This is a genomic window from Clostridium cavendishii DSM 21758 (assembly GCF_900141845.1).
In the GTDB taxonomy this organism is placed as follows: Bacteria; Bacillota; Clostridia; order Clostridiales; family Clostridiaceae; genus Clostridium_AG; species Clostridium_AG cavendishii.
Genome location: NZ_FQZB01000007.1, coordinates 289,270 through 303,468, shown reverse-complemented (window position 1 = coordinate 303,468; position 14,199 = coordinate 289,270). Strand labels below are relative to the sequence as shown.

General features: G+C 28.3%; 11 protein-coding genes. 1 reads left to right on the top strand and 10 read right to left on the bottom strand.

All coding sequences use genetic code 11. The annotated features are described in order from the left end of the window. Positions 1-97: 97 nt before the first annotated feature. The 9 genes from BUB01_RS08605 to BUB01_RS08565 form a co-directional block, all read right to left on the bottom strand. On the bottom strand, positions 98-1,426 hold the full coding sequence (locus tag BUB01_RS08605; RefSeq protein WP_072986287.1) for an LCP family protein: 1,329 nt from the start codon (positions 1,424-1,426) through the stop codon (positions 98-100). Positions 1,427-1,618: 192 nt separating this feature from the next. Next, positions 1,619-3,580 carry a YgiQ family radical SAM protein gene (locus tag BUB01_RS08600; protein WP_072986286.1) on the bottom strand — a complete coding sequence of 654 codons (1,962 nt, stop codon included), beginning with the start codon at positions 3,578-3,580 and terminating at the stop codon, positions 1,619-1,621. A 390-nt stretch (positions 3,581-3,970) separates the two neighbouring features. Then, positions 3,971-4,138 carry a zinc-ribbon domain-containing protein gene (locus BUB01_RS08595; protein WP_072986285.1) on the bottom strand — a complete coding sequence of 56 codons (168 nt, stop codon included), beginning with the start codon at positions 4,136-4,138 and terminating at the stop codon, positions 3,971-3,973. Positions 4,139-4,309: 171 nt separating this feature from the next. Beyond that, entirely contained in the window at positions 4,310-4,750 is a 441-nt protein-coding gene (locus tag BUB01_RS08590; protein WP_072986284.1) for a hypothetical protein, read from the bottom strand. A 105-nt stretch (positions 4,751-4,855) separates the two neighbouring features. Then, positions 4,856-5,545: a PHP domain-containing protein gene (locus tag BUB01_RS08585; RefSeq protein ID WP_072986283.1), complete on the bottom strand. Its 690-nt coding sequence runs from the start codon at positions 5,543-5,545 to the stop codon at positions 4,856-4,858. Between the two features lie 145 nt (positions 5,546-5,690). Continuing rightward, the gene (locus BUB01_RS08580; protein ID WP_072986282.1) at positions 5,691-7,199 is read right to left on the bottom strand and encodes a DUF1846 domain-containing protein; all 1,509 of its coding nucleotides are present in this window, start codon (positions 7,197-7,199) and stop codon (positions 5,691-5,693) included. Positions 7,200-7,600: 401 nt separating this feature from the next. Next, on the bottom strand, positions 7,601-9,085 hold the full coding sequence (glpK, locus tag BUB01_RS08575) for a glycerol kinase GlpK (protein WP_072986281.1): 1,485 nt from the start codon (positions 9,083-9,085) through the stop codon (positions 7,601-7,603). Between the two features lie 327 nt (positions 9,086-9,412). Beyond that, positions 9,413-10,429: a patatin-like phospholipase family protein gene (locus BUB01_RS08570; RefSeq protein ID WP_159433218.1), complete on the bottom strand. Its 1,017-nt coding sequence runs from the start codon at positions 10,427-10,429 to the stop codon at positions 9,413-9,415. A 149-nt stretch (positions 10,430-10,578) separates the two neighbouring features. Next, a complete protein-coding gene (locus BUB01_RS08565) occupies positions 10,579-10,971 on the bottom strand; it encodes an Hsp20 family protein (RefSeq protein ID WP_072986280.1) in 393 nt (130 codons plus the stop codon). A gap of 234 nt (positions 10,972-11,205) precedes the next feature. On the opposite strand from BUB01_RS08565, the gene BUB01_RS08560 reads away from it, so the two are divergent. Beyond that, the gene (locus BUB01_RS08560) at positions 11,206-12,162 is read left to right on the top strand and encodes an exonuclease domain-containing protein (protein ID WP_072986279.1); all 957 of its coding nucleotides are present in this window, start codon (positions 11,206-11,208) and stop codon (positions 12,160-12,162) included. Positions 12,163-12,324: 162 nt separating this feature from the next. Here BUB01_RS08560 and htpG read toward each other — a convergent pair whose 3' ends face one another. Beyond that, positions 12,325-14,187, bottom strand: coding sequence for a molecular chaperone HtpG (gene htpG, locus BUB01_RS08555; protein ID WP_072986278.1), 1,863 nt, complete (start codon positions 14,185-14,187; stop codon positions 12,325-12,327). Positions 14,188-14,199 lie beyond the last annotated feature (12 nt).

The window sequence follows — 14,199 nt, the reverse complement described above, 5'->3', positions numbered from 1 at the left end:
GAATCCATCTTTTTTCATTTAGCCTAAAGTCTACGCTTTCTCCTATTAAAAGAGGTATTTAAAGGACTTAATCATTATTTTTAAATATCCTTTTTGTCTACTTATCTTTTATATTTGCGTTATCCACATTACTATTTTGTATATTATCAGTTTGCTTCTGATTGTTATCCACAGGCTTCTGTTCTTCACCTATATTTGGCTTGTTGTTTTGATTGTTATTTTGATTTGGCTGCTTATTATCACTTGGTTTATCTCCTGAAGTATTATCAGTGGCTTTAGGCTTGTCTTCTTTATTTTCTACCGGCTTTTTATTCTCTTCAGGTGGAATAATTAAAAAGCTATCGTCTTTTACTTCAGGCTTTTTATTTTCTTGTAAACTGTTTCTTTTCTGCTCCTCTGCCTTATTTATTATAAAACTATTATCAGGCACTCTTATGTCCGATAGATCCTTATCCGGATACATAAACTTCATAAGCTCCTTTGTTGTTTCTTTGAGCTTAGGTATAACTACCCATTGTGAATCCACAAAAGTTATTATTCCTGTATTATCTAATGGAATACGAAAATTTTTCAATTCCATACCTTGCATTTTATAAATTGTATTTGCCATTTTTAATATATATGCACTTTGCATATCACTTCTTATAAATGGATACATTTTAGCCATAAGTTCTGGATATTCAGAAACATTCATTTTCTTAGCCTTATCTAAAACTAACCCAACAACTCTTTTTTGCCTGTCCATTCTTTCAAAATCACCATTACCAACTTTTCTAATTCTTGAATATGATAGCGCTTGTTGCCCATTTAATTTTTGTATTCCTGGCTCTGCTATAAATGTTGATTTATCTAAATTAACTTCTTCTATATATTTATTAATTTCCTTAACTTCATAATCTTTGACTTCAACCTCTATTCCACCTAAGACATCTATAGCTTCTTGAAAGCCTCTAAAATCTATAATCATATATGTATCTATATTTATATTAAAGTTATATTTTAATGTTCTTTTTAATAACTCTACACCACCTAAGCTGTATGCAGAATTTATTTTATAATAACCTTTACCAGGTACTTCTACCATAGTATCCCTCATAACAGATGTTAACTTTACAGTATTACCATTAGGATCTACTGTTGCTATTATTATTGAATCTGTTCTTGAATCTGAGAAATCATCTTCTCTACTATCAACACCTAAAAGAAGTACATTTTTGCAATCCTTTTCTACCTCTATATTGTCATTATACTTATTTAAATCTTTTTCCTCTTTAGTAACTTCTACTTTCTTACCTTTAAAATCATCTTCTTTAAACGGTTTCATAGCAAGTGTTACTATAAGCAATACCATAAGTACTATAACTATTAACGATATTATAGATTTCTTTTTATTTTGTAATAGCTTTTCTTTAATTTTTTTAACCATGTAAACCTCCTTCTCATTTCTCATTAAGCTTAGCTTTTACTACCTTCTAAATCTTAATTTTTTTATTTTCCTACACATTTAAACATTCTACATTTTTAATATATTATATCATATTCAAATATAATTTTAAGCAAAAAGCCATCAAAATTTTATTTTGATAGCTTTTTATCTTTTTAAAATTAATTAATACTTTTATCTTTTACCTCTTGTTTTTGTTCTAGAATTTTTAACATTGGATTTATTATTAGTTTTTCGTTCTTCTCTTACTTTATTTTTACTTGTAGGTTTATTTTTCCCTTTATAAGAATTAGAAGACTTTTCAGCACCAGAATTTTTATTATAATCTGTTCTTCCATCTCTTGGCCTTATAAGGCACTTCTTTCCAAAACCTATCAAATCTGTTCTTCCAGCCTTTGTTAATGCTTCAAAAACTAATCTATAGTTCTTAGGATTTCTAAATTGAAGTAATGCTCTTTGCATTGCCTTTTCTTCTTTTGTTTTTGGAATATATACTTTCTCCATAGTTAATGGATCTAATCCAGTATAAAACATTGCTGTTGATAATGTTCCTGGAGTAGGGTAAAAGTCTTGAACTTGTTCTGGTTGATAATTAATATCTCGTAAATACTCAGCAAGCTCTATTGCTTCATTTAATGTGCTACCTGGATGACTGGACATTAAATAAGGGATTATATATTGTTTTTTACCTAATTGCTCATTTATCTTAAAGAATTTTTCTCTAAATCTATCATAAGTTTTACCTGATGGTTTACCCATATATTTCAAAACATTTGCAGATACATGTTCTGGAGCAACTTTCAACTGACCACTTACATGGTGCTCTACAAGCTCTCTAAAAAACTTATCATTTTTATCTGCCATAATGTAATCATATCTTAAACCTGAACGAACGAATACTTTTTTTATCTTAGGTAACTCTCTTACCTTTCTAAGAACTTTTAAATATTCGCTATGATCTACATCCATGTTTTTACAAGGTGCTGGATATAAACATTGCTTGTGCTTACAAGCTCCATGAGTTAATTGCTTTTTACAAGCAGGCTTTCTAAAATTTGCAGTAGGTCCACCTACATCATGAATATACCCCTTAAAGTCTTTAAATTCAGTTATGTCTTTAGCCTCTTGAACTATAGACTCTTCACTTCTACTTTGAACAATTCTTCCTTGGTGGAATGTTATAGCACAGAAGGAACAGTTACCATAGCAACCTCTTGAACTCACTATACTAAATTTAACCTCTTCAATTGCTGGCACTCCACCTAATTCTTCATACATAGGATGATATGTTTTTTGATAAGGAAGTGCATATACTTTATCAAGTTCTTCTCTAGTTAATATCATTTCTGGCTTGTTTTGTACTACATATTTATTACCATGCTTTTGTACTATAGCTTTACCTCTAACAGGATCTTGTTCTTCATATTGTATTTTAAACGCTTTTGCATATTTAATCTTATCTTCAGCTACTTCATTAACTGATGGTATTTCTACATAATCATCATAAAGTTCATCTAACCCATCTACCGTATAACAAGTGCCTGGTATATATCTTATATACTTAGCTTCAAACCCATTATTTAAGTTATCTGCTACTTGAACTATTTGTCTTTCACTCATACCATAAACTAATAAATCTGCTCCACTATCTATAAGCATTGAGTTTCTAACCTTATCACTCCAATAATCATAATGAGCAAATCTTCTAAGACTAGCTTCTATTCCCCCAATCACTACATTTACATGCTTATAAGCTTCCCTTATTTTATTACAATATACTATGGTAGCTCTATCAGGTCTAAGTCCCATTTTTCCACCTGGAGAATAAAAATCTTTTTCTCTTAATTTCTTACTTACCGTATAATGATTAACAAGTGAATCCATGTTACCACCATTAACTAAAAAACCAAGTCTTGGTCTTCCAAGCTTCTTAAAATCCTCTGTACTATGCCAATCTGGTTGAGCTATTATACCAACCTTATAACCTGCATCTTCTAGCACTCTTGAAATAATAGCTGTTCCAAAACTATGATGATCAATATAGGCATCCCCTGTAACTATAACAAAGTCACATTGCTCCCAACCTAGCTCTTCCATATCCGCTCTACTTACTGGTAAAAATTTATTTTCTAACATCTTTATTACACCTACTTATCAGTTGTTAAACCTTATTTTAAACTTAATTGCATACTTTTTTGATTATATCATTATTTATTGAATTTAAAAATATATTTTAAATGAGAATCCAAATTTTCAATTTTGTTATTTGAATCTACTCCTACGAATATATATATAAGTAGAAATTTTTTATTTACAAGCCTTAATAATTATATTTTTTACTAATTAAATAATTTTACTTAGTATGGTTTTTTCATCTAAATCATAAGCAATCCAAATTTCTATATAAAAATAACAATAGTAAAAATTTCACAAAATTTATTGTTCTTTTTTATAATAGCTATAAATACTTAGCATAGACATAAAAAAAGCTATAAGAGCAAGCTCTTATAGCCTAATCATTCAATATTATCTATCGAATCTTCTGTTGTTGTTTTGTTGCTTTCTAGCTCTTCTACAATCAACGCATCTTGTTGGTTCATTTTCGAATCCTTTTTCTTTGTAGAACGCTTGTTCTCCTTCAGTGAAAACGAAATCTTTACCACAATCTCTACATACTAAGTTCTTATCCATAATAATTTCTCCTTTTTAAAGATTTAATTTCGATGTAACTAATCCTTAAATGGAGAAAGTTAAAATCTACTTAATCTTTATCTTTATTTTTTGTATTGCTACTCACTTATAATAACATAGGTTTTTATATTATGCAACTATTTTTATATTTATTTTATATTTCAATAAATATAATTATAAACTTATATCTAATTTTTTATATTTTCTTTTTAAAATTCTATTTGTACTAAGCATAGGAATAACTAATAATATGAACCATATAAAAATGCAAATACAACATACTATTCTATTTTGATAAACTCCATTTATAAAAACTTCTTTTACATAATGCTCAAAATAAAAAGATATTGAAAGTATTAGCATTTGTATTATAGAACATTTAAATATATATTTAGGCATCATATTATATATTGTATACTTATCTTCTTCATCAATTATTTGACTTCTATTTATCTGCTTAAAAAACTCCCATTTCTTTTTATATTTAATTGTAATTCCATCTAATATTGTAGCTAATGTTATTAATATCAAAACACCACTTATACTTTCTAAATTTACAATTTTGAATTTCATTAAAATTAGAATAATGAATGCTATAAAAATAGTAAAACTCATAACATCTCCACTCCTTACAAGTTATATAATTTATTATTTCATATTAAGTAACTTTTTGGAATAAAAAAATTATGAATTATACATATTACATATTGAATTGTCGTTTTATATTAATAAATTACTAATAAAAAATTCTATTTCTTCTGAGTTTAAGCTTACATCTGCTATACATCCATGTCTTTTATCTAACCTTTTATTAGTATGAAAATCAGAACCTGCTGTATAAAAACAGCTTTTGGCTTTTGTCAAAACTTTAAAAAACTCTGTATCCTCAATAGAATTCCTAAAATAAACAGCTTCTATTCCATCAAAATCCATATTTAAAACTTCATCTTTTATTTTTGAACTAAGTTTAACTGGATGCGCTAATACAGCAACTCCACCAAAATAATGTATCAGTCTTATTCCTGTTTCTGCAGTTATTCTAGGTATTTCTGTATCTATTTCTATTAAAAATTTCTCATTATATAACTCTTGCAATTTCAAATTTTTTTTACTTTTTATTAAAGCTAAAACTTCTTTTAATTCTTTATTCTCACAAGCACCACCTTTAAAATACCCAAGTACATGTACTTTTTCACCTTTATATCTTGTAGATAACTCCAAACCTTCTATAACCTTAATTCCTAATTGTTCTCCAATTACTTTAGCTTCTTTAACGCCCTTTAAAGTATTATGATCTGTGATACTTATTATATCTAAATCTTTCTCTTTAGCTAAATTTACAACTTCTTCTGGTGTAAGCTCCCCATCTGAAGCCGTTGTATGCATATGAAAATCTCCCTTTTTATACATAAGTTTTCTCACCTTGTATTAATACACTTATATAGTATGAAAATTATTCTCAAATATGTACTACTAAAACTACCTTTTTCTTATCTACCTTTTTACTTATAACAAAAAAACACTCACATTACTGTAAGTGTTTTTATCAATCTAATTAATTATTATAATAAAGACTTTCTGAAGCATATTCTGCATCACATGTTATATCTATTCCTAGTTTTCTAAAAGTTTGTTCATCATTGCTACTTATTATTGTAGTAGAGTGTGCTTGACCTCCTTTTAACATAGGCAATTTTTCCATAGCCACTTGAGCTGTTGGATTAGTAACTGCGCATATACTAAGTGCCATAAGCACTTCTTCACAAGTTAAAGCTGTACTTTTACTTCCTAAAGTTTTTGATTTTAAATTTATAATTGGTTCTAATATAACTGGAGATATAAGGTGTATCTCATCAGATATTTTAGCAAAATGCTTAACTGCATTTAAGATTACAGCAGCTGTTGCATCCATAATTTCTGAACTTTTCCCTGTTAAAATAGTTCCATCTTCAAGCTCTAGAGCAACTACTGAACAAGTTTCATGTTTTTCTGCATTCTCATTCAACTTTGAAGCATATTCTCTAGCTGGTATAACAACTTTTCTATCTGATTCTTTTAACTTAAGTTCTTCCATAATTAATTTTGCTCTATTATAAGTTTCCTTATCAACATAACCTTTTTTATACTCAACGTTAGTTTTAAAACATCTTCTTATTATTTCTTGTCTAGAAGCTTCTTTAACTATTTCATCATCAATTATTCCAAATCCTACTCTATTCACACCCATATCTGTTGGTGATTTATAAACCGACTCTTCACCTGTTATCTTTTCAATTATTCTCTTAAGTACAGGGAATGTTTCAATATCTCTATTATAATTTACAGATACTTTATTATACGCATCAAAATGGAATGAATCTATCATATTTACATCTTTAAGATCCACAGTTGCTGCCTCATAAGCTATATTTAAAGGATGTTTTAAAGGAACATTCCATACTGGAAAAGTTTCAAACTTAGAATATCCTGCAACTTTTCCTCTTTTATTTTCATGATAAAGTTGACTTAAGCAAGTAGCAAGCTTCCCACTTCCTGGTCCTGGAGCTGTTACAACAACTATTGGCTTAGTAGTTTCAATATACGGATTTTTTCCATATCCTTCATCACTTACTATAGTGTCAACATCTGTTGGATACCCTTTAGTAGCTTCATGCTTATATACTTTTATACCTCTTCTTTCAAGCTTATTTATGAATACAGTAGTAGCTGGTTGTCCACTATATCTTGTTATAACTACACTATTAACTTCAAGGTCATAACCTCTTAAATCATCTATAAGTCTTAATACATCTAAATCGTAAGTTATACCAAAATCTCCTCTTATCTTATTTCTTTCTATATCACCAGCATAAAGACATATTATAATTTCAGCCTTATCCCTTAATTTATGTAATAATTTTATCTTCGCATTTTCATCAAAGCCAGGCAAAACTCTCTTTGCATGTAAATCAAATAATAGTTTTCCACCAAACTCTAAATAAAGCTTATCATAATTGTTAACTCTTTCTAAAATGAATTTTGATTGTTCTTCAAGATATTTTTCATGATCAAATCCAATTTTCATACTATGCACCTCTTTTTTAATATATAAAAGGAAACTCCTATTCACTATCGTTCATATGAGTAAGTTCCATTAACTAAATATAAAATTTAGAATGTCACTTAAAAGTTATATTTTTTCCTTTTTATTTAACAATTTCACTATATATATTATACATATAAAAAATATAGATTAAAGTAATTTATGAAATTATTTTTCATATTTTTTTATCACTTGAATAATTTCACTATTTACATATATTTTTACTACTACCAAATTATTCTTGCTAGATCATATAATAAATTAAAGGATGGGTATATAAAATCCCCATCCTTTAAATGTTATTAAATAAAACTCCTATTCATTATCATTCATAAGAGTAAGTTCGAATAACCAAATTAAAAATTTGGATTCTTACTTATTTATTAACCACGTATTCTTGAAACAGCTTTTTTCCAGCCTTTATAAATTTCTTCTCTTTTTTTGTCTTCTAAGGTTGGCTTAAAAGTATTATCTATATGCCAAAGATCTGCTATCTCCTGTTTGTCTTTCCAGAAACCTACCGCAAGTCCTGCAAGATAAGCAGCCCCTAGAGCTGTTGTTTCTGTAATTATAGGTCTTGTAACCTCTTTTCCTATTATATCTGCTTGAAACTTCATAAGAAAATTATTTTTACTTGCTCCACCGTCAACCTTAAGGCTTTTAAGTTCATAACCCGCATCTTCAGCCATAGCTGTTATTACATCTCTAGTCTGAAATGCTATTGATTCTAAGGCTGCTCTTATTATATGATTTCTATTAGTCCCTCTTGTAAGCCCTAATATAGCTCCTCTTGCATACATATCCCAATAAGGTGCTCCTAGACCTACAAAAGCTGGTATTACATATACCCCAGCACTATCTTTTACCTTTGATGCAAAATATTCAGTATCAGTTGAATCATTTACTATTCTAAGCTCATCTCTAAGCCATTGAACTACAGCCCCACCAACAAATACAGAACCTTCTAAAGCATACTGAACCTTGCCATCTAATCCTATTGCTATTGTTGTAAGTAATCCATTTTTACTTTCTATCATTTTATTTCCTGTATTCATTAGAAGAAAGCAACCTGTACCATAAGTATTTTTTGCGCACCCTTCTTTAAAACATGCTTGTCCAAATAAAGCTGCCTGTTGATCTCCTGCAATTCCTGATATTGGCACCCTTATGCCACCCTTAACCCCTAGGTTTGCATATCCATATATTTCAGAAGAGTTTTTAACTTCTGGAAGCATTGATTTTGGTATATCTAAAACTTCTAAAAGCTTATCATCCCATTTTAATTCTTTTATATTATATAGCATGGTTCTTGATGCATTTGTATAATCAGTAACATGTACCTTTCCATTTGTAAGCTTCCAAACTAACCACGTATCAACTGTTCCAAATAAAAGCTCACCATTATCTGCTTTTTCTCTTGCACCCTCTACATTATCCAAAATCCATTTTATTTTTGTAGCTGAAAAATAGGCATCTACTACTAATCCAGTATTTTTCCTGACATAATCCTCTAATCCACTTTTCTTAAGCTCATCACAAATATCAGCAGTTCTTCTACATTGCCATACTATAGCATTATAAACAGGTGTACCAGTATTCTTATCCCAAACAATAGTAGTCTCTCTTTGGTTTGTTATTCCAATAGCTGCTACATCCTCCTGAGTTATATTATTTTTAGCCATCACTTCCTGAAGAACACCATATTGAGTTGCCCATATTTCCATAGCATCATGTTCAACCCAACCTTCTTTAGGGTATATTTGCCTAAATTCCTTTTGACTTATCCCAACTATATTTTGTTCCTTATCAAATATTATTGCTCTAGAGCTAGTTGTTCCTTGATCTAATGCTATAACATATTTATCCATATAAACCCCTCCTAATATCCTCTTTCATATCTTCATTTATATAATATACATTGGTAGAAATTAAATTAAGCCACATAAAATTAGCCGAAGCAATTTTATGTGGCCCTTACTCTAATTCTCTATTGAGCTACATAAGTGGTTATTCAAATCTTTGATTTAGAAATGTGAACTTACTCCTACAAACGATAATAAATATGACTTACATTTAAAAATCATACGTTAGAAGTCAAGTAAATTTTATTTAAACCTATTTCTTTTTTGTAAACGTTTATCTGATTGTATTATCTCACTTTATATCTATTTTGTCAATTAATGTTTAAACATTCTCTAATAAGATGAAAAAAGTTTTTTGACGAATTTTTCTAACTCGTCTTTATTCTCTTCAAAAATCTCTTTTCCTATTTCATTTAGTGCTTTTAAATTCTTTTTAGTACAATCATCCAAACTAAAGCTATTAATTCTCTTTTTATCTAAGACTGTCTGTATTCTTAAATAATTTTCTTCCTTATTTTTATCTTTAAACATAGTTCTCATCTCATAATCTACAGTTTCTGATATTCCACTCATAAAAATATGAAATATAGGTATAGACCATTTAATAGCTCCCCATTTTTTAGCTTTTTTAAACTTATACGGAAAGGTATCTATTCCTGTCCCGATAGATAACATAAGAACATTATTCATATCTATGTTACTTACTAACTTATTAGCTTCTACATAGGCACAAACACTTGGATTATTTGCAAATATTCCTCCATCTGCTAAAACATATTCATCATCAGCCAATGAACTAATATTAGCTACAGGAAAATATATCGGGGCAGCTGATGTAGCCCTTACTACATCAGTCAAAAAAAAATCTTTTTCTAAATTCTTTTTTGCACTTATCATATTAAAAAACACAGCATTTCTTTTTTCAATATCATAAGCAGTAATAAGGCATGGTTTTAGAACCTCACTGAGCTTTACCTTACCTAAATATTCCTTAAAATTATCCTCTATATTACTACCTGCATACTTTGGTCTAAGTAATCCAAATGCTGACCTTAAACTGTATCCCATGGACTTTTTAAATATATAAGGTGCTTTTTCATTTAATATATCCAAAACTTCAATCGCTGAAAATTTAGGTCTTTTGGGATTGTTTTCATCTGGACATAAATACATAGCCGTTAATATACCGCCTATGCTTGTACCAGCTATAATATCAAAGTAATCAGAGATTCTAGCCTCTTCTCTTCCAATATGCTTTTTAATAAGGTCTTCTACCCCCACTAAAACTTGACTTGGTATTATACCTCTAACACCACCACCATCAATGGAAAGTATTCTTATAGGTCTCAAAATTATCACCCTTTTATTTTAAAGCTTCCATATATAATATTCCTATATTGTAAAATTGCTTATTATTTTTTGTGTTATTAAATATAACCTATAGAATGTATTTTTAATAATTAACTGACTTCCTACGAAACTCGTAGGAAGTCAAGTAATTATTCTTCTGTGAATTCATCAATGTCTATAATTAAACCATTTGTTTTTACTTCTATTTTCTTTGGAAGATGCAATTCTATATTCATTCCATCAAAATCACCACTTACTTTTGAAGTATCTATATTAGGTACTGAAAATGTCTTTGATATACTTCTACTTTCTTGGACACTAATAAATACAAAACTTGAGCTTGCACTTTTGCTCTTACTAATAACGGTAGATACGGTTATGTTTTCATCATCTTCATTATAATTTATATTTATATCCTGCTTTCTAACACCTGGTAACTTTCCATAAATTAAATACTTATCTTCAAATTCATCCATTCTTAAAAATGCTTCTTCATTATTTACTACTCTCCCATTGTTAATACTAGGAAGTCCTCCTCTCATAGTTATTCTCCTTAAAATAATGCTTCTATAATATAATTATTAATCTAATAAAAATTTGACACAATAAAAATAGTATTTATTAAGTAAAAACTTATAATAAATATTTCTATTATAACAAATATTTATATATCCACCCTTCATACTTAAAAATATTTTTATATACTTTTATATATGATATAATCTAAAAGTCATTTAATAATGACCTTACTTAAATTTTTATCTATGGAGGCAAAAATGGATTTTATAGCTATAGATTTTGAAACTGCTAATGAAATGAGGCATAGCCCTTGTTCTTTAGGTATAACTGTTGTTAAAGATAATAAAATTATTGAAGAAAAGTACTGGCTTATCAAACCAAAAGAATTACGTTTTACTCCAATGAATATAATGATTCACGGAATAAGACAAGCCGATGTTGAAAATGAAAAAGAATTTGATAAGTTATGGCCAGAAATAAAACAATACTTTAATAATACTCTTGTAATTGCTCACAATGCTTCTTTTGATATAAGTGTTCTTAGAAAAACTTTAAATCTATATAATATTCCTTATCCAAACTTTAGTTATTTGTGCACTATGGTTATAAGTAGAAATTTCTTTCCTAATTTAGAAAATGCTAAACTTGATACAATAAGCACCTATTTAGGATATAAGTTTGAACATCATCATGCTAGTGCAGATGCTACTGCTTGTGCAAATATTCTGATTAAAATAATAGATGAGCTAAAGCCCTCTGATTTAAATAACCTTTCAGAGCTATTGAATATAAAGGTAGGCTATATCAATAAAGATGGTTATAAAGCTTGTGGTAAACTAAACAAAACCTCTAAAACTAAAAAAAATATTGATGATTCTACTTTGTACTCAAAAGGACCTATATCCTTTCTCAGAGAAGTTAGTGCTTTAAAAACTAATTATTTTAAGAATAAAGTTGTAGTTTTTACAGGTGCTTTACCAAGAATGAGTAGAGGCGAAGCTATGTCTATTATTAGAAGATTAGGCGCTACAACAGGTGGCTCAGTTACAAAAAAAACTGACATTTTAGTAATTGGAGGAAAAAATTTAACAAATCTTTTACCTCATGAAATGAGTACTAAGAGAAGACGAGCTATGGATTTAATTTCAAAAGGACACCCTATAGAAATCATAACTGCTGATGATTTTTTCAAAATAATTTACTCAACAAAATAATCACTTATGCTATTCTTTATAGCATTATATTAATTTTAAGTATTTTAACTTTTTAAATAATTTCATATAACCTTTTACCAATATAAGTAAAACAGCTATAGAAAGATTATATTTTTTTATCTTTCTACAGCTATTTTTTATATAATAAATTTAATTTCCATTTTATACTAATTTATTTAAAAGTTCATTACTTCTTTTTATAAATGCATCCATTTCATCTACATTTAATTCCTTATTAGATATCAGAGCTAAATCTAATATATGATTACATATAAAGTTTACATCTTCTTTTTTAGCTTCATCTTCTGAAAGACTTATTAATTTCTTAATAAGATTATTATTTTTATTTATAACTAAAGTCTTTTCTTCAGTAAACATGCCCGGCATTTGCATACCACCAAACATTTTACTCATTTCAGACATTCTTCTTGATTCTTCTGATATCACTATCATAGCTGGAGTAGCTTCATTTTTAAGACTTTCTATTGAGAATTTAGCTATTTTTCCATTTAATGAATCTTTAAATATTCCTTCTAGTTTAGTGTTTAAATTCTTAGATTCTTCACTATCTTCATCCTTTGATTTTAGTGTTTCAGATATATCTGAATCTATTCTAGTAAACTTAACTCCACTTTCATGAGTCTCTAAAAAGCTTATGAAATGGTTGTCTATAGTTGTATCTAATATAACAGCATTTAAATCATATGCTTCAAACATCTTAATATATTGAGATTGTTGTTTCTCATCTGAAATATAGAATACCTTATTTTCATGTTTTTCTTTACATTCTTCAAGATACTCCTTAAGCGTTACATAATCACCTTTCATTGTTTTAAAAATTAAGATATCCTTTATCTTTTCATAGAATTTCTCATCTTTTAAACATCCATACTTAATGAATACTTGTATATCTTTCCAGAAGTTATTGTAGTTTTCTCTATCATTCTTAAATAATTCAACTAGCTTATCCGCTACCTTTTTAACTATATGTTTAGAAATCTTCATTACATCTCTATCTTTTTGAAGGAAACTTCTTGAAACATTTAGAGGTAAATCTGGGCAATCTATAGTTCCCTTTAATAATAATAAGAATTCTGGAATAACTTCTTTAATATTATCAGCCACAAATACCTGATTATTATATAACTTAACTTTACCTTCTACTATTTCAAATTCATTATTAAGTTTAGGGAAATATAATATACCTTTTAAGTTAAAAGGATAATCTACATTTAAATGTATCCAAAATAATGGTTCATTGAAATCCATGAAAACTTTTCTATAAAACTCCTTGTACTCTTCATCAGTACAATCCTTAGGAGCTTTTGCCCATAAAGGAGCTATATCATTTAAAGGCTTGATTTCTTTATCCTCTTTTTTCTCTTCATTTTCATTTTCTAAATATATTTCTGTTGGTAAGAACCCGCAGTATTTATTTATTATTTCTCTTACTTTATACTCTTCTAAAAACTCTTCACTTTCCTCATCTATAAATAAAGTTATAGTAGTTCCTCTTGTAGTTCTTTCTTCAGAAGTTGTAAGTTCATACTCTGTACCACCATCACATACCCAAGTGATAGGTTCTGCACCTTCTTTAAAAGATAAGGTATCTATTTTAACTTGTTTTGATACCATAAAGGCAGAATAGAATCCTAATCCAAAATGACCTATAATATCTTTGCTATCATCCATTTTATCCTTATATTTTTCTATGAAGTCTTCAGCTCCTGAGAAAGCTACTTGGTTTATATATTTTTTAACCTCTTCCTCAGTCATACCTATACCATTATCTATAAACTTAAGAGTCTTATTTTCCTTATTTACAGAAACGGTTACTTTAAAACCTTCATTAATATCGCCGCTCACTTCACCTAAGGTAACAAGTCTCTTATACTTACTGATAGCATCACAGCCATTACTTATAAGCTCTCTAATAAATATGTCCTTATCAGAATATAACCACTTTTTAATAATAGGAAAAATATTTTCTGTATGGATTGAAATATTACCATTTTCTTTTATCATAAAATCACACTC

Coding starts and splice junctions, on each gene's coding strand:
- BUB01_RS08605 (WP_072986287.1), bottom strand. CDS start 1,426: ATGGTTAAAAAAATTAAAGAAAAGCTATTACAAAATAAAAAGAAATCT.
- BUB01_RS08600 (WP_072986286.1), bottom strand. CDS start 3,580: ATGTTAGAAAATAAATTTTTACCAGTAAGTAGAGCGGATATGGAAGAG.
- BUB01_RS08590 (WP_072986284.1), bottom strand. CDS start 4,750: ATGAGTTTTACTATTTTTATAGCATTCATTATTCTAATTTTAATGAAA.
- BUB01_RS08585 (WP_072986283.1), bottom strand. CDS start 5,545: ATGTATAAAAAGGGAGATTTTCATATGCATACAACGGCTTCAGATGGG.
- BUB01_RS08580 (WP_072986282.1), bottom strand. CDS start 7,199: ATGAAAATTGGATTTGATCATGAAAAATATCTTGAAGAACAATCAAAA.
- glpK (WP_072986281.1), bottom strand. CDS start 9,085: ATGGATAAATATGTTATAGCATTAGATCAAGGAACAACTAGCTCTAGA.
- BUB01_RS08565 (WP_072986280.1), bottom strand. CDS start 10,971: ATGAGAGGAGGACTTCCTAGTATTAACAATGGGAGAGTAGTAAATAAT.
- BUB01_RS08560 (WP_072986279.1), top strand. CDS start 11,206: ATGGATTTTATAGCTATAGATTTTGAAACTGCTAATGAAATGAGGCAT.
- htpG (WP_072986278.1), bottom strand. CDS start 14,187: ATGATAAAAGAAAATGGTAATATTTCAATCCATACAGAAAATATTTTT.